At 50.0% G+C, this 23,122-nt stretch carries 24 protein-coding genes; 18 read left to right on the forward strand and 6 right to left on the reverse strand.

The features are described 5' to 3' along the window. Together Q7P68_RS07440 and Q7P68_RS07445 are read left to right on the forward strand one after the other, a co-directional pair. Positions 1 to 487: GAF domain-containing protein (locus tag Q7P68_RS07440; protein ID WP_304224476.1), on the forward strand; the 487-nt coding region annotated here is incomplete at its 5' end. A gap of 30 nt (positions 488 to 517) precedes the next feature. Next, on the forward strand, positions 518 to 1,012 hold the full coding sequence (locus tag Q7P68_RS07445; protein WP_304224479.1) for a hypothetical protein: 495 nt from the start codon (positions 518 to 520) through the stop codon (positions 1,010 to 1,012). Positions 1,013 to 1,029: 17 nt separating this feature from the next. Here Q7P68_RS07445 and Q7P68_RS07450 read toward each other — a convergent pair whose 3' ends face one another. After that, positions 1,030 to 2,190 (reverse strand): 30S ribosomal protein S1, encoded by a 1,161-nt coding sequence (locus Q7P68_RS07450; protein WP_304224480.1) that lies wholly within the window; start codon positions 2,188 to 2,190, stop codon positions 1,030 to 1,032. A gap of 147 nt (positions 2,191 to 2,337) precedes the next feature. Here Q7P68_RS07450 and Q7P68_RS07455 point away from each other — a divergent pair, with 147 nt between their 5' ends. From Q7P68_RS07455 to Q7P68_RS07515, 13 genes are all read left to right on the forward strand, one after another. Then, positions 2,338 to 3,030: a TetR/AcrR family transcriptional regulator gene (locus tag Q7P68_RS07455; RefSeq protein ID WP_304224481.1), complete on the forward strand. Its 693-nt coding sequence runs from the start codon at positions 2,338 to 2,340 to the stop codon at positions 3,028 to 3,030. Then, the gene (locus Q7P68_RS07460; RefSeq protein ID WP_304224482.1) at positions 3,020 to 4,084 is read left to right on the forward strand and encodes an efflux RND transporter periplasmic adaptor subunit; all 1,065 of its coding nucleotides are present in this window, start codon (positions 3,020 to 3,022) and stop codon (positions 4,082 to 4,084) included. Before Q7P68_RS07455 ends, Q7P68_RS07460 begins: the two co-directional genes overlap by 11 nt. Continuing rightward, entirely contained in the window at positions 4,081 to 7,176 is a 3,096-nt protein-coding gene (locus Q7P68_RS07465; RefSeq protein ID WP_304224484.1) for an efflux RND transporter permease subunit, read from the forward strand. Before Q7P68_RS07460 ends, Q7P68_RS07465 begins: the two co-directional genes overlap by 4 nt. After that, a complete protein-coding gene (locus Q7P68_RS07470; RefSeq protein WP_304224486.1) occupies positions 7,173 to 8,522 on the forward strand; it encodes a hypothetical protein in 1,350 nt (449 codons plus the stop codon). The genes Q7P68_RS07465 and Q7P68_RS07470 overlap by 4 nt, the downstream gene beginning before the upstream one ends. Continuing rightward, a complete protein-coding gene (locus tag Q7P68_RS07475; protein WP_304224488.1) occupies positions 8,519 to 10,171 on the forward strand; it encodes a TolC family protein in 1,653 nt (550 codons plus the stop codon). The genes Q7P68_RS07470 and Q7P68_RS07475 overlap by 4 nt, the downstream gene beginning before the upstream one ends. 170 nt (positions 10,172 to 10,341) lie before the next feature. Next, the gene (locus Q7P68_RS07480) at positions 10,342 to 10,911 is read left to right on the forward strand and encodes a hypothetical protein (protein ID WP_304224489.1); all 570 of its coding nucleotides are present in this window, start codon (positions 10,342 to 10,344) and stop codon (positions 10,909 to 10,911) included. Between the two features lie 120 nt (positions 10,912 to 11,031). Beyond that, entirely contained in the window at positions 11,032 to 11,715 is a 684-nt protein-coding gene (locus Q7P68_RS07485) for a hypothetical protein (protein ID WP_304224490.1), read from the forward strand. Continuing rightward, a complete protein-coding gene (locus tag Q7P68_RS07490) occupies positions 11,708 to 12,028 on the forward strand; it encodes a winged helix-turn-helix domain-containing protein (RefSeq protein ID WP_304224491.1) in 321 nt (106 codons plus the stop codon). Before Q7P68_RS07485 ends, Q7P68_RS07490 begins: the two co-directional genes overlap by 8 nt. 15 nt (positions 12,029 to 12,043) lie before the next feature. Then, positions 12,044 to 12,739 carry an ABC transporter ATP-binding protein gene (locus Q7P68_RS07495; RefSeq protein ID WP_304224493.1) on the forward strand — a complete coding sequence of 232 codons (696 nt, stop codon included), beginning with the start codon at positions 12,044 to 12,046 and terminating at the stop codon, positions 12,737 to 12,739. A 1-nt stretch (position 12,740) separates the two neighbouring features. Next, a complete protein-coding gene (locus Q7P68_RS07500; protein ID WP_304224494.1) occupies positions 12,741 to 14,021 on the forward strand; it encodes an ABC transporter permease in 1,281 nt (426 codons plus the stop codon). Between the two features lie 36 nt (positions 14,022 to 14,057). Beyond that, positions 14,058 to 15,335 (forward strand): ABC transporter permease, encoded by a 1,278-nt coding sequence (locus Q7P68_RS07505; protein WP_304224495.1) that lies wholly within the window; start codon positions 14,058 to 14,060, stop codon positions 15,333 to 15,335. Between the two features lie 73 nt (positions 15,336 to 15,408). Beyond that, positions 15,409 to 16,212 carry an outer membrane lipoprotein-sorting protein gene (locus Q7P68_RS07510; protein ID WP_304224497.1) on the forward strand — a complete coding sequence of 268 codons (804 nt, stop codon included), beginning with the start codon at positions 15,409 to 15,411 and terminating at the stop codon, positions 16,210 to 16,212. Between the two features lie 21 nt (positions 16,213 to 16,233). Then, a complete protein-coding gene (locus Q7P68_RS07515) occupies positions 16,234 to 17,472 on the forward strand; it encodes a hypothetical protein (protein WP_304224499.1) in 1,239 nt (412 codons plus the stop codon). A gap of 294 nt (positions 17,473 to 17,766) precedes the next feature. On the opposite strand, the gene Q7P68_RS07520 is transcribed toward Q7P68_RS07515, so the two are convergent. The 5 genes from Q7P68_RS07520 to Q7P68_RS07540 all read right to left on the reverse strand — a co-directional run bounded on the left by Q7P68_RS07520 (position 17,767) and on the right by Q7P68_RS07540 (position 21,263). Beyond that, positions 17,767 to 18,471, reverse strand: a complete 705-nt coding sequence (locus tag Q7P68_RS07520) for a hypothetical protein (RefSeq protein ID WP_304224501.1) — start codon at positions 18,469 to 18,471, stop codon at positions 17,767 to 17,769. Positions 18,472 to 18,485: 14 nt separating this feature from the next. After that, positions 18,486 to 19,046, reverse strand: a complete 561-nt coding sequence (locus Q7P68_RS07525) for a rhomboid family intramembrane serine protease (RefSeq protein WP_304224502.1) — start codon at positions 19,044 to 19,046, stop codon at positions 18,486 to 18,488. 6 nt (positions 19,047 to 19,052) lie between these two features. Beyond that, the gene (locus Q7P68_RS07530) at positions 19,053 to 19,829 is read right to left on the reverse strand and encodes an exodeoxyribonuclease III (protein ID WP_304224504.1); all 777 of its coding nucleotides are present in this window, start codon (positions 19,827 to 19,829) and stop codon (positions 19,053 to 19,055) included. Positions 19,830 to 19,956: 127 nt separating this feature from the next. After that, complete coding sequence (locus tag Q7P68_RS07535) at positions 19,957 to 20,676, reverse strand: SDR family oxidoreductase (protein ID WP_304224505.1); 720 nt, start codon at positions 20,674 to 20,676, stop codon at positions 19,957 to 19,959. Positions 20,677 to 20,774: 98 nt separating this feature from the next. Continuing rightward, complete coding sequence (locus Q7P68_RS07540; protein ID WP_304224506.1) at positions 20,775 to 21,263, reverse strand: TOBE domain-containing protein; 489 nt, start codon at positions 21,261 to 21,263, stop codon at positions 20,775 to 20,777. A 149-nt stretch (positions 21,264 to 21,412) separates the two neighbouring features. Between Q7P68_RS07540 and Q7P68_RS07545 the strand changes: the two genes are divergently transcribed. Genes Q7P68_RS07545 through Q7P68_RS07555 form a run of 3 tightly spaced genes read left to right on the forward strand, consistent with a single transcriptional unit; the run spans position 21,413 to position 23,081 of the window. Continuing rightward, complete coding sequence (locus Q7P68_RS07545; protein WP_304224507.1) at positions 21,413 to 21,997, forward strand: RNA polymerase sigma factor; 585 nt, start codon at positions 21,413 to 21,415, stop codon at positions 21,995 to 21,997. Further along, positions 21,994 to 22,638, forward strand: coding sequence for an isoamylase early set domain-containing protein (locus tag Q7P68_RS07550; protein WP_304224508.1), 645 nt, complete (start codon positions 21,994 to 21,996; stop codon positions 22,636 to 22,638). Before Q7P68_RS07545 ends, Q7P68_RS07550 begins: the two co-directional genes overlap by 4 nt. Before the next feature lie 14 nt (positions 22,639 to 22,652). Beyond that, positions 22,653 to 23,081 carry a hypothetical protein gene (locus Q7P68_RS07555; RefSeq protein ID WP_304224509.1) on the forward strand — a complete coding sequence of 143 codons (429 nt, stop codon included), beginning with the start codon at positions 22,653 to 22,655 and terminating at the stop codon, positions 23,079 to 23,081. Positions 23,082 to 23,122 lie beyond the last annotated feature (41 nt).

Genomic DNA, 23,122 nt, shown 5'->3' on the forward strand with positions numbered 1-23,122 from the left:
ATCAATGATTGATGAACAAAATCCATCTCGCAGCCGTTCCGCCCTATATGGAAGGCTTTACGAGCAGCTAAAAGAGCTTATTTCTACTAAGTCTCCGAACCTTATTGCCGGCATGGCGACCATGGCGGCTCTGCTCCATGCAAAGCTCCGTCATCATTTTTGGACCGGTTTTTATTTTGTCGCTGGAGAGGATGAACTCCATGTGGGTCCCTACCAGGGTGCGGTGGCTTGCCAGGTCCTAAAAGGCAGGGGGGTATGTCTTGCCTGCGCCCGGTCCGGAGAACCGGTCATTGTACCCGATGTGGAAGCCTTTCCGGGGCATATCGCCTGCGATTCCCGTTCCAAGAGCGAGATTGTCATTCCCCTTAAAAAGGACGGCCAGGTCGTCGCGGTTTTAGATGTGGATTCTGACAAACTTGCCCAGTTTGATGAAGGAGATGCGGAAGAGCTCCAAAAAATCGTGAATTTGCTGGTACCTCTTTTATAAACTGCTATACTTAAAGGGAGGGGGTATTGTATGAAACGTCTCCTCTCTCTAGTAGGGCTCTTAATTCTCACTGTTTCAATAGCAGGCGCGCAGGCCGCGCCCAAAAGGGTATTAACCCAGGCAAAACTGGATAAATTCGTAACCGATTTACCAAAGATTGCCAAGGATCTTGAAAAGTTCGCTGAAAAATATGACCAGGATATTGGTATGAACAATCCTGAACTTGCCGAATCCTTTAGCCAATTTACCGTTCCCAATGTGGCTGCCATGTTCAAGGCTATCCAAGCAGACGCCCAGGTAAAGGCTTTGCTTGCAAAATACGGTTGGAGCGATTTTTGGGAAGTCTATGGGGCCGTGCTCTCAGGCTACTTTCTTGTTACCTTTGAGGATATTGCAGCCCAAATGAACTCGGCAGAGTTTACCAAGGCGGTGGAAAAAAGCAAAGCAGACTACAATAAGGATGATTACCAACTGGTCAAGAAGAACCAGACAAAGATTGCCGCCTTATTCGAAAGCCTGGAATAAGGCAGGCTTTATTTTATTTATTTCTTTTTAAGCAGCGCCGCGAAGGGGTTATAGGTATCGTTCTCATCATCGCCGGCCATATATTTCTGAGATACCGCTTCTTCTTCGGCGGAGCCTGCCGGCTTAAGTGAGATACGCTTTCGGCTGCGGTCCACCTCAAGCACTTGGACCGCCAGGGTTTGACCAATACTCACCGCGTCTTTTACATTGTTGTACTTGCCGCCGCCCCGGAGTTCTGACACATGCACAAGGCCGTCCAATCCCGGCTCCAGGTTTACAAAAGCCCCGTAGTCGGCAATTCGGACCACTTTGCCTGAATGTTTTGAACCTGCAGGATACTTTTCCGCCGCCTTGTCCCAGGGATCTTCCTGGAGACTTTTAAGGCTTAAAGTGATTTTTTCCGTGTTCCAGTCCAGCTTAATGATTTCTGCTCGGATTTCCTGACCAACCTTTATCGCCTTGCTAATATCTTCCACCCGTTCACGGCTGATTTCCGAAACAGGAAGCAGGGCTTGCACCGCGCCGAGGTCCACAAAGGCCCCAAAATCCTGGATAGAAGTCACCTTTCCGGTGACTATACTGTGTTCTGTGAGTGTTTCCTTAAGCTTAGCCAGCTGCTCTGCATGCAGGGCTTCTTCTATTGCCCGGTTAGAGACAATAAGGTTCCGGCCGCCGTCCTTGTATTCCTGGATCAGGAAGGTGAGGTGTTTCCCGACCCAGCTTGCAGTGTCCTCTACACGTTTTAAGCCCATTTGGGAATAGGGACAAAAGGCCCGCGCTTCGCCGATTTTTACTTCGTAGCCGCCTTTAATTTCCTTTTCAACCACCCCTTCCACGGGGATCTTATTTTTATAGGCCTGTTCCAGCATGGAAGAATCTGTTTTATCCGCGCTAAGGCGTTTTGTAAAATAGAGCTGTCCGTTTTGAGCCTTAACAAAGAAAACCCGGATAGGATCTCCTTCTTTAACAGTTAGGTTTCCATCCTTGTCCAGCACTTCCGCTTTATCCAGGATACCTTCGCTCTTGCCGCCGAGCTGCAAAAACACGGTATCATCCGATATATATTCAATCCTCGTTTCTACCATCTGGCCGATTTCGTATTTTTCCCTGCTCCCCAGGTTCTGTTCCATGTAACGGGCGAAACTACTGTCTGCCGCTTCTGCTGCGCGCTTTGCCATCTTATTACTCTCCTTATCAGGTTGATGAAAGCATACCAAAAAAAATTATTTATGGGGAGGTCCATTACAAGCTTGAAATGGTTCTGCCAAAGCGCTATAATTACACAATAAATGTGTAAAATGTGTAATTATAGGGGGCAAGGTAAATTGGCCGATATCACACGGGACCGTATTATCAGTGCTGCCCAGGGAATTCTGAAAACCCGAGGGGCAGAAGCGCTTACCATGGAGACTGCCGCAGAACTCGCGGGGGTGAGCCGGAAAACGGTGTACAATTATTTCCAGAATCGTTTTGAACTCATTGATGCAGCGGTAGCCCGGTGGATGCGCCATGTCCTCGATGGAGTGGAAGGTATCGCTGCGGATAACAGTCTCCCCTTTATCGACAAGCTCAACGCTATCGTAGACCGGGGGTTTCGGGATCTCCGGGAAGGGGGCCGAATCTTTGGCCGGCCCCACCGGGAATTGCTTGACCCAAACGAGCTTGATCTGCGGAATAGCCTCCAAAATTCGCTGGAAAACCTGATTAAAAGCATCGTTAATTCCGCCGCCGGGGAAGGGTACATACGAGAGGAATTTAGTCCCCATCAAATTACCTGGATTATCATCAATATAATTACCGGAATTACCGTCCTTGAGCAGGTGGAGAACCAGAGTTTTTCCAAGGCAGAACTGCTCCAGGACTCTCTTAAAGCAGTGGTCCTTGGGGTCTTAAGTCCCGCCGGTTTGGCCGCCATGAGGGATTCTCCGCTGCTTATGGGACAGCCCGCCGCAAAGACCATGCCTGAGGATGAAGCGAAAGTGTTACGGCCCCAAGGAGCGCCCCATTATGGCAGCTAAAAAGCTTACGGTCGGCCGGATTGCACGGTTTTTTATCCCCCTGCTTATCCTCGCGGGTGCTTTTTTTATGAGCCGCGGAATGGGAAAGAGCGGCGAAACCGAAAAGAAGGCGAGTCCTATTCCAGTCCGGGTGGAAAAGCCCCGCTTCGGAGATTTAGTCCGGACCTTGACTATTAACGGCTATGTGGAATCAGAGCGAATGGTGACGGTACTTCCCCTTGTTTCCGGGGTGCTCCAGGACCTCTATGTGGATGTGGGGGACCGGGTGCGGGCGGACCAGATAATTGCCCGAATTGACCCTGAACGGTATCGGCTCCAGTTTCAGCAGGCTGAAACCGCGTACCTTTCTGCCCAATCTACGTTTGATCGGGTGTCCCAGCTCTACAAATCAAACGCAACCAGCACCCAGAACTATGAACAAGCCAAGGCTCAGGCGGAGGCTTATAAATCTCAGTACGATTTAGCAAAATTACAGCTCGAGTATACCAATATTAAAAGTCCCCTGGATGGGGTGGTTCTGAAAAAACATCTTTCGGTTGGATCCTTGGCTGCCCCTGAACGGCCCCTGGTAACCATTGCGGATCTCAATAACCTCCTTATCCGCTGCCAGATTCCTGAACGGTATTATTCCCAGTTTCAGAATGCCCACAGGACGGGCGGGGGAGACCTCCGGATTAGTATCCGGCGCAGCGACGGCTCGGTATTCCCTGGCCGCATTAAAAGTATAAGCCCCTTCGTATCGGCGGAAACGAAAAACTTCGAAGTGGTCATTACTGTCGCTTCTGGTACGGAGTCCCTGCGGCCCGGTATGTTTGTGACTACTTCCTTTGAACTTTCCCGGATAAAAAATGTGTACACCCTGCCTTTTGCAGCCCTTGCGGGGGGAAACACCCTGTGGTACGCCGAGGATGGCCGGGCAAAGAAAGCAGAAATTGCCATTACCGAGAGCAACGACGATAGGTTTGTGGTGGGCAAGGAATGGGCTGACCGGGATGTGATTGTGGAAGGCTGGTATTTCCTGCGAGAACAGAGTCCTGTGGCGGTAAGTCAATGATACTCTCAGATTTTTCGGTCAAACATCCGGCTATCATCGTTATACTCCTTGCGGCGCTGCTCCTCTTTGCCATGCTTGCTCTGGGGGCGCTCAATACAGAAATGATTCCGCCGGTTACCATGCCCAAGGCAACTATTATCACGAAACTTCCCGGGGCGGGGGCCAGGGAAATGGAACGGAATGTGAGCCGGATAATTGAAAACCAGATGGCCACTTTGCCGGGTTTAACGGAGCTTACTTCATCAAGCTATGCGTTCTATTCGTCGGTAACCCTTTCTTTTAACGCTTCGGTCAATGTTCGGGACAAGCTCCCCCAAATACGGGAACTTTTGAACGGCATTCTGGACGAACTCCCTGAAAATATTGATGGAGCCCCGGTTATCTATATTATGGAAGCCGGCGCGTTTTTGCCAATTTTTTCTGTCCGTATCGACAGTTCCATGGATCTGGAACAGCTCACTACCTATTTGGAAGACCGGCTGGAACCTTCCCTGGCCCGGATCGACGGGGTCTCTAAAATAAATCTGGTCGGCGGACTCCACAAGGAAGCCCGCATTACCCTGCGTCTCGATGACCTTGCGTCCCGAAAACTTTCGGCCCTGCAGATTTACCAGGCCTTGCAGTACAACAACCGGAACATCCCGGCGGGAAACGCCCAGTTCCGTGAGCGGGAGCTTTCCTTTACCGCCGCAGGATCCCTGGAAACCCTTTCTGACCTGGAAAACCTTACTGTAGGCTATGCTGATAATACGCCTATTTATCTCAAGGATGTTGCCACGGTGGCCCTGGTCCAGGAAAGGCAGGAATTCCGCGTCCGTTCCGCCGGTAAAAACTATGTTATGGTGGATATCCTAAAACGGGACGAAGGGAACACGATAAAAATAGTTTCGGAGGCAAAAAAGGTCCTGGAGGAGATCCGCCAGGAGACCAATGGAAATGTAAGCTATCAGGTCATTAGCGACCAGAGCGAAACTACCCAGCGTTCTTTGGAAACGGTCATATCCGCCGCCATAAGCGGGCTGTTACTTACAATCCTCGTTATACTGCTCGTGCTTCACAACTTCAGAGCCACCCTTATCATCAGTCTTTCCATTCCCCTTTCCATCCTCTTTGCTATTCTGGGCCTCTATGCCACGGGCCGGTCCTTGAACCTGCTTTCCCTGTCGGGCATGACCGTGGCCATCGGTATGATTGTGGACAATTCCATTGTTGTGCTGGAAACAACCTACCGGAAATTCAAGCAGAGCGGTGACCGGAAGGACGCGGCCCGCCGCGGGGCAGATGAACTCGGGGCCGCAGTGCTGGCCTCTACCGTTACCAGCATCTGCGTTTTTGCGCCCCTCCTTTTTCTCAAGGGTATCATCGGTATTATTATGAACGACCTGTCTTTGGCCATCGTGTTTGCCCTGGGGGCCAGCGCCCTCGTGGCGGTCGTGGTGGTCCCCTGGCTTTCTTCGCTCATCCTGGCCGATGAAGATACGTTGAAGCGGCCCAAAGTGCTGACCCGGATAGAAAAGGCCATAGACCGGACGTTAGACCGGCTCGAAGGGGGCTACCGGCGTCTCCTTTCCTGGGTCCTATCCCACAAGCTGTTTACCATTACCCTCTCCCTCTCTCTTTTAGCCGGGTCGCTCCTTTTTATCAGCGCCCTTAAAATCAGCTTCCTGCCCCCCACTGATACGGGGGAGATTGAAATCTATATCCAGACCCCTCTGGGCTATTCACTGGAGCGGACCCAGGCCAAGGTTGATGAACTGGACCGCCAGGTGCGGACTCTTGTGCCTGAACTCGAGGCTGCAGTCTATTATGTGGGCTCAAGCAGCGCCATAACCATCTCTGGCGCTCCGAACCGGGCCTACGGCAGGCTCAGGCTTGTTCCGAGCGAAAAGCGGAAACGGACCGTCCAGGACCTTATTCCCCTTTTACAGAAGACCCTCTCGGAAACGATTCCCGATGTGGATGTGACGGTTTTGAACGGCGGCTTTGATGCACTCCTGGCTCTCGGAACTGGCGGTCAGGGCTTCCAAATGGAAATTTACGGCCCTGACCTGGAGGGGGTAACGAAAACGGCTTCCATGGTCCAGTCCCTTTTGGACCAGGATCCGGATGTGTTCAAAACGGAACTCTCGGTCCGCAGCGACGCGGAACAGCTCTATATGGACCTGAGCCAGCTTTATATGGGAAGTCTCGGTGTTACGCCCTACGAGGCGGGCATTACAAGCCGCATTCTCTTTTCCGGCATGCGGTCCGGCAAACTGAGGCTCGGCTCAAAGGATTATACCCTCAGGCTTACCTCCGATGCGGCAGACAGGCCGATTAACCAGGACCTCCTGAACCAGATTACGGTAAAAACCCAGGACGGAAGGCTCATCAGTTTTTCCGCCTTTTCCAATCTGGAGGCCCGGGAAAGCCTTTCCCGGATAGACCGGAAAAACAGAACCTTTTCTGTCGAGGTCCGGGGCTATCTCAGGACCGAGGACCAGTCCGGGGTAAGCCGACGGATCCTGGCGGCCATGGAAAGTATGAACCTTCCCCTGTCAGTCAAATACCGGACCGCCGGGACGAGCGCCCTTATCGGCGAATCCCTTTCCAGCCTGAGCCTCATGCTGCTTATCAGTATCTTCCTTATATACGCAGTGATGGTCATCCAGTTCGAACGGTTCATGCAGCCCCTCATCATTATGGCTTCCATTCCGTTCTGCCTTATCGGGGTCGTATTCGGGCTCCTTATCTTTAATTCGGGTCTGTCTATGATTGCCATGCTCGCGATTATCGCCCTGGGGGGCACGGTGGTGAATAACGCCATAGTTATGGTGGATTACACGAACCAGCTCCGTGCCGGCGGTGCGGCCGACCTCCGAGCCGCGGTGATCGATGGGGCAGCGACCCGGCTCAGGCCCATCCTTATGACCGCCATGACTACCCTCTTTGGTGTCCTGCCCATGGCCCTGGCCCACGGCAATGGATCCGAGGTCTACGCGCCCCTGGGGCAGGCAATTTTCGGGGGCCTCCTCACGAGCACCCTCATTACGTTGCTTATTATTCCAATCCTGTATGAACGCCTGGAAGGGCGAAGAAGGGTACAAGTATGAAAAGAATCGGATCATCCATATTGATGAACACCGCGGTCCTCTTTGGACTTATTTTTGGTTTTGCCTCCTGTTCGGTAGTGTTCACCTCCAGCATTAACGGCCGGGTAATCGATAAGGAAGAGCGGGAAAACAACAACAATGTGGTCGGTATCTCCGATGCCCGGGTTTACCTGTATACGGACAGCGCTTCCTGGGAGGCGGATTATAACGCCTATGTGGAAGGAAACACCGCAACACTCCCAGACGCGCCGAACCGAAGGCCCTACCGGTATTTCCAAAGCACCACCACGGACAATAACGGCAACTACCAGTTTGCCGGAGTGGTTTGGGAAACAATGAACTCCACCTACGGTAAGACCGCAGACCGGAGGGAGGTTTATCTTCTGGTCTACCACCCTAACTATGGCCTCTGGAAAAACCCGAACCCCTACATCGTAGTCTCCGGTGTTACCAGCGAATTTCCCCCCATGGAGATTGAAGACCTTTATAACGAGGGCCGCCTCTCAGGCCGGGTCCTCAACTGGAGGGACGACAAGGCCCTGGCTAACGTGCCGGTTAATATCTATGTGCCTAAAAGCTGGTCCTATACTGCAGGTTCGGTGGATACGACAAGCCTCGTGTTTCCCACCGCTGCGGCCTATACGGTGAATACGGACGGTGAGGGCTACTGGTCTGCTACGATCCGCTACAAGAAAATGGGGGGCCACGCCGATAGCGTTAATAAAACCCGGGTCCGGGTCGCCTGGAACCAGACGGACTATCGGGCAGAAGACCCTGCGGCAGGAACTCCCGCCGAGACCAGCATTAACGGCGGAAAAGTATACGGCGACGAAGACCTGGACGGGAACGGCCGCACCGCTTTAGACGGGGACAGCAAGGACTGGTACCTCCTGTCGGTTGACATCCCCGCCTCTACGAGTTCTGATCCCCGGACGGTGGTCACGCCGGAAGTAACCCTGCAGCGCTATCATTTTACGGTCAATGTGACTGGCCGAGTGTTTGCGCATGAGACTGAAAACGACCCTTATGTTGCTATTAACGGCGCCAAGGTGGTGCTCACGGTCCCTGACAGCCTAAGCGGCCAGGAATTTGCCGCCTACTCCCAAACCCGGGATACCCAGAACGGCAGCGAAGAGGGCTACTTTAACCTGGGGACCGTGGAATGGTATTTGGAGGATATTACTTCTGATGAGGCGGACCAGAAAAGCGGCACCGTAACGGTAAAAACCGAGGTATTTCTTGACGGTTCCAACACCCCTGCCAGTTCCGTAGCTGGCCAACCAACAACGCTCAAACCTGACACGCCGGTTTATCTTAACCTCAAGGTGACGGTGCCCACCCCATGAACGGTTCGATACGGCGCAAGCCCCTTGTGGCGCCTTTACTTTTATTAATAGGAATGGCCCCCAGCCTGATCGCTCCAGGTTCTCTTGCGGCCCAGACCCGCAACGCCCCCTTTGCGGCGGACTATGCGGAGGCCAGCGGGAGCCTTGTCTCGCTCCTCGATTTTCAGGTCCCCTTTGAACCCGCGCCTCTGGGACGGCCCACTCAACCCGTACCGCACGCCGCATTAGAGCGGCCCACTCAGCCCACGGTTGCTGTCACTGCGGGACCGGCACCGCAGTCTGCGCCTGCCGCCTCCGCGGGACAGGCGCCTCAGCCCACCGCAGCGACCAGGGGCCCCTATAGCCTCGCGGACCTGGAGTCTTTGGCCCTAAGTTCAAGCCCCCTTATCCGTTCTGCCCAGGCTGGGCGGCAGGCTGCGGAGGCGGACCTCCGATCCGCTCAGGCCCAGCGGCTCCCTGTCTTTGCCCTGGACACTTCGGCCTCCTATCTCGGAAATCCCCTGGGGCCCATCACCATAAAAAAAGGCGAGTTCGGTTCTGTTGCAAATCCCCAGGATCCCAGCGGTTCAACTATTCTGCTACCTCCACGGGATACCACCCTTTATAAGGGTATGGAAAGCTCCCTGTACCAGTTCAAGCTCAGCGCCGACATTCCCCTGTTTACCTGGGGCAAAATCAATACCGGTATCGAGGCTGCACTGGCGGCCCTGTCCGCTGCCCGCATCAAGGAAAATCAGACGATACACGAATTGCGATTCAAGTTGCAGGGCACCTGGGAAGCTCTGGCTTATGTGGTCCAAACCGAAAAAATCCTGGAGCTGCAGTACAAGGCAGGAAGCCGCCTTCTTGAGCTTGCCCGGCAAAGCTATGCCTCTGGTTTCAGCACCCGTTCAGAACTCCTTGCAGCGGAGGTAAAAATTAAAGAAATCGAAATAGGAAAGGCCATGGCGGCGGAAAAACGAAACCGTCTCCTTTCTGATCTTATCTATATGACGGGGAACAGGGATCTTACTCTTGGGGATCTGGCTTTATCACCCATACCCGCAGGTCGACCGCGGCTCTCGCAGCCTCAAGCTTTGGCAGAGCTTCCCCGGAAAAACCTTAACCTTGCCTATGGCAGGGCCATGTTGGAAGCCCAAAAACGGATGCAGAACCTGGCGGAGATCCAAAGCTGGGGGCTTCCCGATATAGGACTTCATTTAGAAGCCTCCTATGGGGGCTCCCGGTTCCCCTTCTTTGAAACCGACTGGTATGGTAAGGACGACTACCAGTTTACCCTGAGCCTCGGCACCAAGGGGAGCCTATTTGGGAACCCCGTAAAGGCCGGTGAAGCCCTTAAGGCAAAAGCCAGGACTGAGGATGCCTTAGCCCAGCTTGCCCAGGGTGAACAGAATCTCGCTTCCTTTATACGGGAGCATTATCTTACCCTGGATCTCCAAAAGAGCAGGCTCGAATATGCCCAGCTCAAGCTTTCAGCCCAGGCAGAAGAACTGGAACGTCAGAAACAGCTCCTCTCTAGCGGGAGCGGAGCCGAATCGGAGTACCTCAGTAAACTCCTTGAAAGCCTCAGTACCCTGACCGACGCTTATAGCCAGCTTGCGATCTACCGCAGCACCCTCCTCAGCTTGGAAGCCGCAGGGGCGGAATAAATTCCGGAGATTTATATATCGTCTTTTTAATCGATATTTTAAATATTCGATATTATAGTCGAATATGAATAATATAGACTATAAAGTCGAATATTGTAAGATTTGACTAATTAGGCGATAATATAAATATGCACGCTATTTTGACCGGTGATATTATAGGATCCTCTCGTATGAAAGCCGATCTCTGGCTTCCTGTTCTGAAACAGGAACTGCAGGGTTTGGGTGAGGCGCTACTGATATGGGAAATATTCCGAGGAGACAGTTTCCAATGTATGCTTAAACCAGAGATTGCCCTGGAGAAGGCTATTCTCATCAAAGCAAAGATTAAGCAATTTTCTGTACTAGATGTGCGTATAGGTATAGGTATTGGAGATATCTCGTATCAAAGTGAACGGATTACCGAATGCAACGGAACTGCCTTTGTGAATTCCGGAACAAGTTTTGATGCATTAAAGAAATATACTTTAGGTTTAAAAACGCCTTGGAAAGAATTTGATGAACCAATGGGGATAATGCTCCAGGTGGCTTCTTTCATAATGGACTCCTGGTCTGCGAAGGAATCAATATTTATATATGAACGGTTGAGATCTCCCGATCTTTCTCAAAAAGATCTTGCCCAAAGAATGCAGAAAAGTCAAAGCACGGTGAGCGACGCATTAAAACGATCTGGTTATAATGAAATAGAAGCAGTGCTAGAGTATTACCGGAAGAGGGTAGGAAAGCTATGTCAGAGTTCATAACACCCATCAATTCAATTCTTTTAGAAACTTTTTTTTTATGGGTGTTTCGCTTCTTGACGTATTATAGTTTATAATATAAACTAGTTTATATAAATGCGTCGCCGCATAAGGAGTCGTTATATGGACACAAATGAGATGCCGGATCTGGAACATATTATTAAGGATATCCAGGCAATAAAGACTGCCCTGCATCGGCATGACCATGTTATCAGGCAGATACTGCTGCCAAAATACTTTGGCCTCATGAGCGCCTATTATGGGGGAGCCATGCTTTTTGTCTTTGGCTTATTCCAGGGCTTTATTGTGTATTACGGCGCTTACGATCATATCCCCCCTGTAGTGCGTTACCTCCTCTGGGCTTTATTTGCCTTTGCTACGGTGAGCGGCGGTATTATTAAACTCGTTAGCCTTACCAGGGCAAGCAGAGAACTTTCTGGCCCCACGGGGGTTTTCTCTCTGATGCGGGAGTTTTTTATACTGCCCCTTAGGCATGTTTATATAGGAGCTGCCATCGGCGCCCTCCTGGTATCGGTTTATCTGGTGCAAACCGGGCTTGCTATGCTCGTTATTTCTGTGGTGGTTCTGATGGTCGGTATTATTTGGAACCAGTTGGGCGAATTTATAAAAAGTCGATCCTATCTTATGGTGGGTTATTGGCTCATCGTGAGTGCCGGTCTTTCCTTTTTCTATGTTCAGACCTATCCCTTTGCGGTCCTGGCCCTCAGCCCCAGCCTGGGTTTTTTTGTATTCGGCCTCCTCGGACTTTGGGAAGGTCACAAGGACAGGAAGGCCTCCCATGAGTAAACCGGGCCAGGGCCCACGGCTGGACAAGGTTATCCACGAGCGGTCCAGGCTTATGATTCTGACCTACCTCGCATCTGCGGATAACCTCAGGGCGGCCTTTACGGAACTGCGGGACCAGCTTGGCTTTACCGCGGGAAATCTATCAATACAACTAAAAAATCTTGAAGATGCGGGCTTTGTACAGATCGAAAAATCCTTTGTGGATAACAAACCCTTTACCGATGTGGCATTAACGAAAGCGGGAGAAGCGGCTCTGCAAACCTATCTTGATGAGATGGAGCAGCTTATCATGGCCCTTAAAAATAGGTCGTAGCACAAGGAGGCTATTATGTCGGCAATTTTAGAACTGGAAGGTATTACAAAAATTTATAAAAAGGGAGAATCGGAAGTACATGCCCTAGATGGGGTGAGCCTTTCTATTGAAAAGGGAGAATTTACCGCCATTGTGGGACCCTCAGGGTCCGGCAAGACGACCCTTCTTAATATTATCGGGTGTCTTGATACCCCAACTACGGGGGTAGTCCGTTATAATGGCAGTCCCCTGGGTGCGATGAGCGAAGATGAACGGTCAGCCTATCGGAAACAGCATATTTCGTTTATTTTCCAATCCTACAACCTTATTCCGGTGCTGACGGTCCGGGAAAACGTAGAGCTGCCCCTGGTCATTGAACGGCGGCTCTCTAAGCCGGAAATTCGGCAGAAGGCAGAGGAAGTCCTCGCTGCCGTGGGGCTTGCCGGACTGGGTGATCGGTTTCCCCGGGAGCTCTCTGGCGGCCAGGAACAGCGGGTTGCCATAGCCCGGGCCCTGGTAAAGGATCCCTACATTGTGCTTGCCGATGAACCTACCGCCAACCTGGATTCTCATATGGCCGAGGAAATTGTGGAGCTTATGCGGAATATCAATAAAACCCTCAAGGCCACCTTTATTTTTTCCACCCACGACGCCCTCGTTCAAAGAAACGCCCGAAGGGTCATCAATATACGGGACGGGATTATTCATAGTGATGAAAAGAAAGGGGAATAATATGAATAACCGTAAGGAACGCACCGCTTGGACCACCCTTGCCACCATTGCCTGGCGTAATGTTTGGCGCCACGGCAAACGGACCGCACTCACGGTCATCACCATGACCTTTGGTCTCGGACTCTATATTGGTATGGATTCAATCCTAAAAGGTATGGACCGAATGGGCCTTGAAAATATGATGGAACTCTCCGATTCGTCGGTAAAGATTACGACCCGTGCCTATGACGAAGAAGCCCAAAGTATGCCCCTGGACTACGGTATTCCCGATGTGGCCGCGGTCAAGGCTTTTCTTATGCAGGATAAACGGGTGCTGGCGGTTTCCGAACGGCTCCGTTTTGTGGGTCAGCTTTCCAATGGGCAGGATGCCCTGCCGGTTCAGATTATCGCAATAAATCCGCAAGATGATGACCAGGTGTTTTCTCTTGCAGCCTATCGGACCGGCGATTCTTTGGCGGCCCAGACTGAGGGGCCAGCAATCATGCTGGGCAAAAAACTTGCTTCTGAACTGGGGCTCCAGATTGGTTCCTGGGTAACCCTGTCGGCCCGTACTCGTTACGATGCGCAGAACGCCCAGGATTTTCTTGTGGCAGCTCTGCTTGATACACCGGACCCCACCATTAATAACGGGAACGCCTATATCAGTTTTGCCGCTGCTGAACCCTTTTTGGATTTGGAGGGGCTCAGAACAGAATTGGTTGTCCGGATGCAAAAACGGGTCAATCTTAAAGACGCCATGAAGGATTCGGATGAAATTGCCGCCAAGGTCAATGGCGCCTTTCCTGACCTTTCGGCTAAAAGTTTCGGTGAAATTGGCCGGCAGTTCTTAGAGCTCTCCAAGGCAAAGTCCAAAGGGGCGGGGATGATCATCTTTATTATGATGATAATCGCTGGGGTAGGCATAGCCAATACGGTGCTTATGAGCGTTTATAGCCGGATCCGGGAGATTGGGGTGCTCCGGGCCTTTGGTCTTACCGCTCGGGATATTCGGCGCCTCTTCCTATTGGAAGGGGGGCTTATCGGACTTGTAGGCTCCCTTGCTGGTGTGGCCTTCGGCATACTCCTCGATGCATATTTTATTTTCTGGGGTATGCCCCTCGATGCCATGATGGGAAATATCGATATGGGGCTTCCCGTTGGAGGAAACCTCTACGGCGAATGGAATCCGGACCAGATGCTCACTGCCGCAATTGTCGGAATTCTAATAGCCCTCTTTGCAAGCCGTTCCCCGGCGAAACGGGCGGGGAAACTGGAAGTAACCAATGCACTGCGCTTTGTGTAGCTTCGCTGCGAGAGAAGAGAAGCAGGGAGAACCTTTATGAACTGGATTTTTGATTTAGCCCTCAGGAATATCAAACGGAACAGGCGCCGCACGGTGCTGGCGGTTATATCTATCGCCCTTGCGGTAGCTTTAACAACCTTCCTCAATGGTTTTACCAGCGGGGTCCTGCAAAATATGGTAAAAAATATCACTAAAAACGAAAGCGGACACATCCGTATCGCCTCAAGCGGTTTTGTAAAACGGTCCCGCTTTATGCCTATGGATGAACTGGTCAGCAATCCCAAAGCGGTCATTCAAGCGATACGGTCTATCCCCGAGGCTGAAAAAGAAATAGTAGCCATTGCGCCCCGTATCGTCTTTGGGACCCTCCTTTCTAACGGCCCCAATACGGTCCCCGCCTACGGTATTGCGGGGGACAGCGAAACCGAGGCTGGGGTACTCAACATGAACCGGAGTATTGTAAAGGGCCGGTATTTGGAAAAGAAGGGTGAAATCATTTTGGGCGAAAAAGCCGCTTCGTCCCTGGGCCTTACGGTGGGGGGCAGTATCCGTATCGTTACCCAGGGAGCCGATTACAGCCTGCGGCTGCGCCGCTTTACCATTGTGGGTCTCTTTTCTACCGGCCTTGTGCAAATGGACAAGGGTTTCTTTCAAATACCCCTGGAGGATGCCACGGAATTCTTAAGGACCGGCGGGGCAGTGCAGCAGATTCTCATCTTCCTAAAAGATTATACCCATGCCGATCAGGTAAGCGCTCAGATAAAAAAGAGTCTTGCCAAGGCGGGGATTCCAATTGCAGGAAGCGGCTCTGACGCGGATGGAGAGCTCAGCATTCAGAGCTGGACCGAAATCGGCGAATACCCCCGGCTCATCAAATTGATGGAAGTGATCTACTTTTGGATTGAACTTGTCATCACCTTTTTGGGGGCTTTTATTATTTCCAACATCATGATGATGGTAGTCTTGGAGCGGAAACGGGAAATTGGGATACTCAAGGCTCTGGGACTTAACCGGCGTGAGACACTCAGGCTTTTCCTTGCCGAAGGGGCTGTCATGGGTCTTATCGGAAGCGGGGCTGGCGCTCTCGTAGGCCTCCTCTTGTGCTGGGTCTTTTCGGTCTATGGGATCGATTTCAGTTCAGCCGTCGGATCCCTGACCTTCCCCATAGATCCGGTTTTTTATTCCGTAGTGAATCCCCTGAACGTGGTTGCCCTTTTTATCATGGGGCTTTTCGTTTCGCTTGTGGTTTCGTATCTGCCGAGCCGCCGGGCTGCCCTGCTCGATCCAGTGGAAGCCATCAAATCCGTCGCCTAGCCGGTTCCTGAAAATGGCCTGCATAGTAAAACCAGCGCTGGGCCCACGGGCGGCCCGGAAAGGAGTTATATCGATGAAAAAGATGATGTTTATATTGCTTATCCTCATATCAATGTTTGCCGTGGGTGCGAACCTCTTTGCCCAGACGGAGGCGGCATCCTCTAGTACGCCTGCAGCACTGGCATCGCCTGCCCTTCCTGCCCTGTCCGGCGAAGCGATTCTTGCTAAAATTGATGAAAACGCAAGCTTTAGTACCATAAGCTACCGGGGCATTATGGAAATACAGCAGCAGTCCAAAAAAATGCTCAAAGAGTTTTCTGCCCTCGCTGAGGGAGATAAAAAGGCCTTTGTGGAATTTATCAATCCGGAAGACCGGGGCATCCGGTACCTTAAAATAGACAAGGACCTCTGGATGTATTTCCCGGATGAGCAGGAAACGATTAAAATATCGGGCCATCTCCTTAAGGAAGGTATGATGGGCTCCGACGTTTCCTACGAAGATGCCCTGGAATCGGGAAACCTCCTCTCTAAGTATTCTGTTGCTGTGTCAGGTACCGAAACACTCGACGGCCGGCCATGCTATGTGCTTGAGCTCTCAGCCACCGCCAAAACAGCCCCCTACGACAAACAAAAATTCTGGGTCGACGGAGAACGTTTCATCGTACTGAAAACCCACATGCTTTCTAAAAGCGGAAAACTCATTAAAGAAAGCCAGGCCCTTAAGGTTGCCCAGTACGGAAAACGCTGGTTTGTGACCGAACTGCGCATGGAAGACAAGCTAAAAAAGGGCGGGGGTACCACCTTTAAGATGACCGATATAAAGTTTGATGTAAGTCTTCCGTCAGATCAGTTTAGCCTCCGCCGTTTAAGCCGTTAGGGGTACTTTATGTTTATATTGATGAAAAAACGGTGGCCCATGATACTCGCCTGTCTGCTCTTCGCCCTTGTCTCCGGGGCACCCATTCAAGCCCAAGAGGTGAGCCTGGCGCAAGAAAATAGCCCCGCCCAGAATCGGGGCCTTTCCTGGAACGCTGCTCTGAGCACAGACCTGGTGTACAGCTATACAGATGCAGCGCAGATAATACAGGCTGATTCCTGGGCAGATTTTGCCAACGCCCTCGGAAGCGGTTATTATGGAGGTTTTACCACTTTGAGTCTCGGTTTTCAGGGCGGGGACCGGGATTCGGCCCAGCTTGTGGGGCTCATCAAAATGCTTGTACCCTATGGTGTTGCTGCGGCCCAGCTTAGTCAGGCAGGTATACCGGTCCCCTTTGGGCTTGATATCTCAAAGCTCTATGTCACGCTCAGCTTTGCAAAGGCTGATCTTTCTTTTGGCCGTATGATCGTGAACTATGGAAAGGGTCGGCTCTTTTCACCCTCGGACCTTTTTTCCGCGGTGAACCTGCAGGACCAGGCCTTAGGCCGCCTCGGTACCGATGTGCTCCGCCTTCAGATTCCCCTGTCGGATCTTGCGGGCCTTGATTTTGTAGGAACCCTGGTCCTGCCTCCCGAAAAGGCTGTGTTTGGCGGCAGGGCCTTTGCATCCCTGGGCAGCTGGGATGTTTCAGCTATGATCTTCCAGAATAACGGCGGCCTTGCGTCGCTTAAGGCGGGCATGCTGACCCAAGCTCTCGTCCCTGGCGGCCCTGCCGCCGCATCAACAGAACCCTCTTTAATAGGCAGCATCGATGTTAAGGGGAATCTTGTTCTGGGTCTCTATGGGGAAGCTCTTATGTCTATCCCTTATGAAAACTATCATCTTGTTCCGGACCGGAGCAGCCTTTCGGTCGTCTTAGGCGCAGATTATTCTTTTGGGGGAACCCTTTTTTGTGCCCTGGAATACCAGGGTAACTTTGGAACAGGATCGCCTGTGGGCCAGTTCAAGGCTGACACGAGCCTCTTTGCAAGCCTTTCCTGGAAACTGGATGATTGGACAAGCACCGCCGGGCACCTTATCTATGCCCCAGATATCCAGGCCTGGCAGGCAAATGTATCGCTCAGCCGAAACCTCATGCGCCGAACCAGCCTCGTCGTATATACCGGCGCTTCCCAGGGCGATGTGCGGAGCAGCGGAGCGCAAAGCGGCGCCGATAACATAAGCCTTGCCCTGGGTCTTACCCTGCGTGCGGCTTTTTGATAGTCTCATATAATATTACATTATTTTCCCGTCAAATAGATCATCGATGTGCTTTTTTGCCATACTATCGTCCAGAATATTGGTTTCTTCTTGAACATAATATTTTAAGTAGCACTCGTTCCACTTCTTAATAATTGGAGTAATATTAAATGCATTAAGATAAGAATTTAAAAATTGGGAATTAAAGGATTCATCAATAAAGAACTCAACCTTTGATTGATCATGTTTGATAAAGCCAGAAACAATTATATTTGAATTTGGCTCGCTTTTGTTTATTTGAATCTTATAATCTATTTAAAGATCGGATTTATTTATTTTGATATGGATATCATTTTCTATCACAAAAAAGCAGCCTTGTCTTTCGGTGTGCTCTGGTTTTTCAAATTGAAGATCCTCGTAAAAATTTTGAATTACATATGAATTCGTCTTGAAAAAATAATCTTCATTTTTATGGTTTTTTCCTCGGATCATATCCTTAAAGGTCTTAAGTTTTAATTCTTCCAGAGTTTTATTTTCTTTCTTCTTTGTTTCTTCTAAGGAGGTTTTTAGTTTTTCAGCTTTTATTTTTTCTTCTTCGTCGACAAAAAGTTTCTGATAACTTAATAGTCGATTCATTTTGTCGATTGTAAAGGTAATGGCTGCGTTTTTATCATGAATTAAAAATTGGATAGCATCCTTAACAGAGTATAACATTTTTTCTTTTATAAAAAGTTTTTGATCGTAGAGCTTAAGTTCGTTTTTTATAGTTTGAATAATTGGTATAGCATTTTTATCAATATACTTAAAAATATCTTCCTGATTAAAATCGTTGACCCGCAAAGAAAGCAATTTTGCAGTCAATGCGTTGATATCATTAGTTATACTTTCTGCCTTGTTAAAAGCGTCTATTTTTTCATAGGTGCTTAAGTTTACGCTCTGTTGAATATGCGCAAGATACACAAGGTATTGGTTAACACTTTCATCTAGATCGAAAATGGTTTTATTAAACAAAACATACATTTATTTTTTCCTCTTTATCTCCGTGCAGGGCGGAAAAAGCCGAAGAGACTGCCGCAGAATCCGCCGACAATGTGGGCGAATTCCGAAATATTGTTATTGCTGAATGAATTAAAGATTTCCCGTCCCAGGTAGAGAGTAAGGACGAGAATAAAGGTAAGCGGAATTTCTCCCTGCTTAAAATTAGTAAAAGACGCAAGCAGTATCATCATAAATACCACGCCGCTGGCGCCCAACAGGGCTGTGGGGAGCAAAAAGGCATTGAGGATGCCGGTTACGAAGGCAGTAACGGCTATCATGAACAGAAGTGAGAGGGACCCGTAGGTTTCTTCCAATATAGGGCCTATGAGCAGGATAAATGAAAAGTTGGAAATCAGATGGGTCCAGTTTGCATGGCCTATAACATGAGTAAAGACCCTGACCCAGTTCAGTATATCCCGGGGGCTAAATTGGTTCTTTCCCGGTACCATAAAAAGAGACGTTGTGAGGCTGGGAAGCAGAGTCTGGCTTAAAATGAGGACGATGGCGCTCACAAAGGCGTAGGTTAATACCGTAGGTGAATTGTACTTAATATGCATAGGTTCCTACCTTAACACTAATTCTATAGGACAATGGTCAGATCCGGTAATTTCTGGTCTGATAAGAGACTTGGCAATTTCGGGTGCGAATGCTTGATTTACGCAATGATAGTCGATACGCCAGCCAATATTCCGTTCCCGGGCCCTGGTCCGGTAGGACCACCAGGTATAGTGTCCGCCTTCGCCGGGGTGCTCGGCGCGGAAGGTATCCACATAACCGGTGGCTAAGAACTTGGTCATCCAGGCCCGCTCTTCGGGCAGGTATCCGGGATTTTCTTCGTTATCCTCTGGCCGGGCCAGGTCTATGGGGGTATGGGCAATATTGTAGTCCCCGCATAAAATAATGTTTCTGCCGGACTGGACGAGGCTGTTGCAGATTTCCAGCATGGCATCGCAAAACGCAAGTTTGTAATCCAGCCGGGCGCCGGCTTCCTGGGAATTAGGAAAATAGGCGCAAATAATCGATACCCGATCAAAATCGGCGATAAGAACTCGGCCTTCGTTATCAAATTCCTGGATGCCCATGGTACGGACATTGTTCGGCTCGATTCTGGAATAGATAGCTGTTCCTGAGTAGCCTGCCTTTTTTGCGCTTGCCCAATAGGATTTATAAGGCCGGCCCTCAGCGTCCAGAGGGGTAAGCAGCTCAGGAGAAATTTGGCCGGGATGGGCCTTTGTTTCCTGAATGCATACCACATCGGCCGATTCTTGCTGCATCCACTGGATAAAACCTTTTTTTTCAACCGCCCGCAGGCCGTTCACATTCCACGAAAGTATACGCATGTTGTAAAAACTATAGGTAAAAACTATAAACTGGGCAAGGGTTGTTACAGATATTCAGCGGCTGCCGATCGAGCTGTGGAAAAAAATATTATACAGAGCCGATTGCCATACAGGATGACCGGTATATTTACCAGGCGAGTGGCTTTCCTTCCCAATCAATATAAAGAGGCATTTCAGCTGCTGCTGGGCTTTGTATAGTGAGCATGATTTGATTGAAAACTGCCTGAGCTGATTCTTCGGGGCTCAACTCTGCATTACTGCCGCCCATATCGGTTCGTACCCAGCCAGGATGGATTAAGCGGATCCGGAATTGTTCATCCTTCAACCTGTTCTGGAGAATCCGCATGCCCATGTTAAAAGCTGCTTTAGACATGCAATAGGCATATTCCCGGTCCCGCCAGCAGCTGCCGATACTGCCTGCTTCGGAGGAAATGTTTATGATACATTTTTTAGTTCCCGCTCTGAGCAGCGGCAGGAATGAGACTGCTGTCATGAGGGGGGCCACCGCGTTCACCTCAAGTGTGGGAAGGTATACAGAAAAATCAAGTTCATCAATATCTGGCTTGTTCTGTTCTAAATGTACCGCCGCATTGTTGATGAGTATATCTAATGAAGGGCTCATGGCCTGAATGCGGTCGCAAGCTGTGCGCAGCTGGGCTTCATCGGTAACATCGCACTGAATTGGCACAAGATGTGCTTTATTATGATCGGCTTGCTCGTTTGCGAGCTTTTCAAGGGTTTCTCCTTTGGACCGATAGAAAGCAAAAACCCTATGACCCGATACCAGAAAAATTTTACAGAGGGCTAGACCCAAGCCGCGATTTGCGCCGGTAATTAAAATATTCATAGTTATTTTTTATTGTATCACCGGCAATTGGGCTGTACAACTAAAAAACCGTCCCCCGAGATGAGGGACGGTCAGAAATGGTTAGGTAAGGGCGCTCATTATTTCTTGCCCGTGCTGGTCTGACTCTGGGTGGCTGTACCGGTGCTAGTCTGGCTCTGTGTCTGAGTCTGTGTTCGTGTCTGGGTCTGGTCTCCGGTCCCGTCTTTAAGCTGTAGGCGGAGCCGCTCCTGGTCCTGGGTTGTAAGCTGTACCGCATTCTTGACCTGTTCTTGTTTTCCGTTCACTTCGCAGGTGCGGGCATACAGTCTGGTTTGAATCTGAGCTGCGTTATCACCCTGTACTAATACTCCCTGGAACCGGATCTGGGCTCGTTCCCGGATTTGAAGCCGCTCAACTTCTGCTGCGGGAAGAACTACTTCTACCGTTTCACCGTTTGCTAGCTGCAGTGCAACCCGTGCTTCTGCCTGGAGCGGGGCTACCTGAAGCACCGTCCCTTCCACAGTACTCAGCTTTTCTGCATTCCCATTTGCCCACAGGGCACCGACACTGAGCGCTACAAGCACTGCAATCAAACTAATCCGTTTCATGTTAACCTCCTGGTTACTGGTCTCTGGAATAGGGCATGCTCATTTTTGCATGCTCTCTAACCTTATATACCTCGCAGCCAGGGAACTGGTTGCAGGCTGATCGAGAAAAATTGGGAAAAAATGTCTTTCCCATGCTATAGTTTTCTTCTGTGAATGATTCAAACATGAAAACGGAAGACAAGATTCTTCTTGCAGTGCAGCATGTGCTTGCGGGAGATAAAAATGCCTTTCGTGAAATAGTAGAAGTCTATAAAGATATGCTCTATCGGTATTGCCTTGCCAGGACTGGAAACGAAGAACGGGCTGGGGATTTGGTTCAGGAAATATTTATACGAACCTACCGGGCGCTTCCATCCTTTAAACTTGGTAAACAGTTTAGCCCCTGGATTTTTACTATTGCATCGAATGTGCTTCGATCTTCTTGGCGCAGGCTGAAACGTGAACAGAATATAGCTGAAAAGCTTTTTTATCCCGATGACCCTGAACAGAACAACCCTGAAAAAGATGCTTTACAGGCTGAAACTTCTGCGGAATTACTGCAGGCCCTCAGGAATCTTCCACACGAATTATACGAGGTGCTCTATCTTTATTATTTTGAAGGTCTCTCGGTCAGCGAAATAGCAAAAACGCTTTCTTTAGGAGAAGAAAATGTAAAATCCCGTCTTTTTAGGGGAAGAAAAAAAATCCGCCAAACCATGCAACCGGAAACACTTACGAAGGGTATAATAGAATGATGAATTGTGAACAGATCGCTACCCTGCTGAAAAGCTGGGAACAGAATGGGACCCTCTCTCACCGTGAATTTGAAGATACATCGGCTCATCTTGCTGTATGTCCCCGCTGTGCAAAACGGTACGCTTCCCTGATGCCCTTACTCAAACGGGATGCGGGTGACGTTCCCAACTTGAGCCTTCCTAGCTGGACAAAATCTGTTCCTGATTCGGACCGAATCATGGATAGCATTGCACGTAGTACCCAAACAACAAGAGGCAAAGCCCGTCCCGAACCATTTGTCCGCTTCCCTGGCAGATTGGTTCCCCTGGTTGCCGCGGCAGCCCTTGTACTTTTGTTGCCCCTCGGATACTTCATCTATGCTAACAGGGACTCGGATACGGTCACGGTGCGTTTTGTCCTGGAAGCCCCCGGGGCGACGACGGTCACGGTTTCCGGTAATTTTAACCAATGGTCAAGCCAGGATATCCCGCTTAAACCCGAAAAGGACGGAAAAACCTGGTCTGCCACGGTAAAACTGAAACGCTCCTTTGAATACCGGTATAATTTCGTTATTGATAACCAAATCTGGATAGCTGACCCGAATGCGGCGGTCTCTATAGATGATGATTTTGGCGGCAAGGTTTCATTGTTGGACTTATAGAGTAAAGGGAGGATATGATGCGGTGCAAGAAAATCAGTTTTATGATAACGGTTGTTTTAATTGTATCAGGTATGATATATGCGCAGGAACAAAATTCTTTTGCTTTACAAACACAAAAGATACTGCAATATCTCGATAGCTTATATCCTGATTTAGCTTCTGACAGTGCACTGCGCGCCCAGCTTACCGCACAAATTCGCATTCAATTGCTTAAGGGATATACTGTTCAGGATGCCCTTGCCCAAGCTGGGCAGGAATTGCAGTTAAGATTTAGAAGTGAAGAAAAAGATGAAGAAATGGTAGCCCGGAGATTAGAGTCTTTAAGAAATCTTGCCATGTATCGTTCAGAACGGGATATCCTGGCCGGCAAAGCGGGATTTGACCTGAGCAGAGGAAGTTCCGGCAGTTCCTCCCGGCAAAAACCGGGGTCTCCGCATCAATGAAAGGTAAATTTGTTTTCCTGTTAAGCTTTTTTATCCTCCCC

It is taken from the genome of Gracilinema caldarium (assembly GCF_029265695.1).
GTDB classification, from domain to species: Bacteria; Spirochaetota; Spirochaetia; order Treponematales; family Breznakiellaceae; genus Gracilinema; species Gracilinema caldarium_A.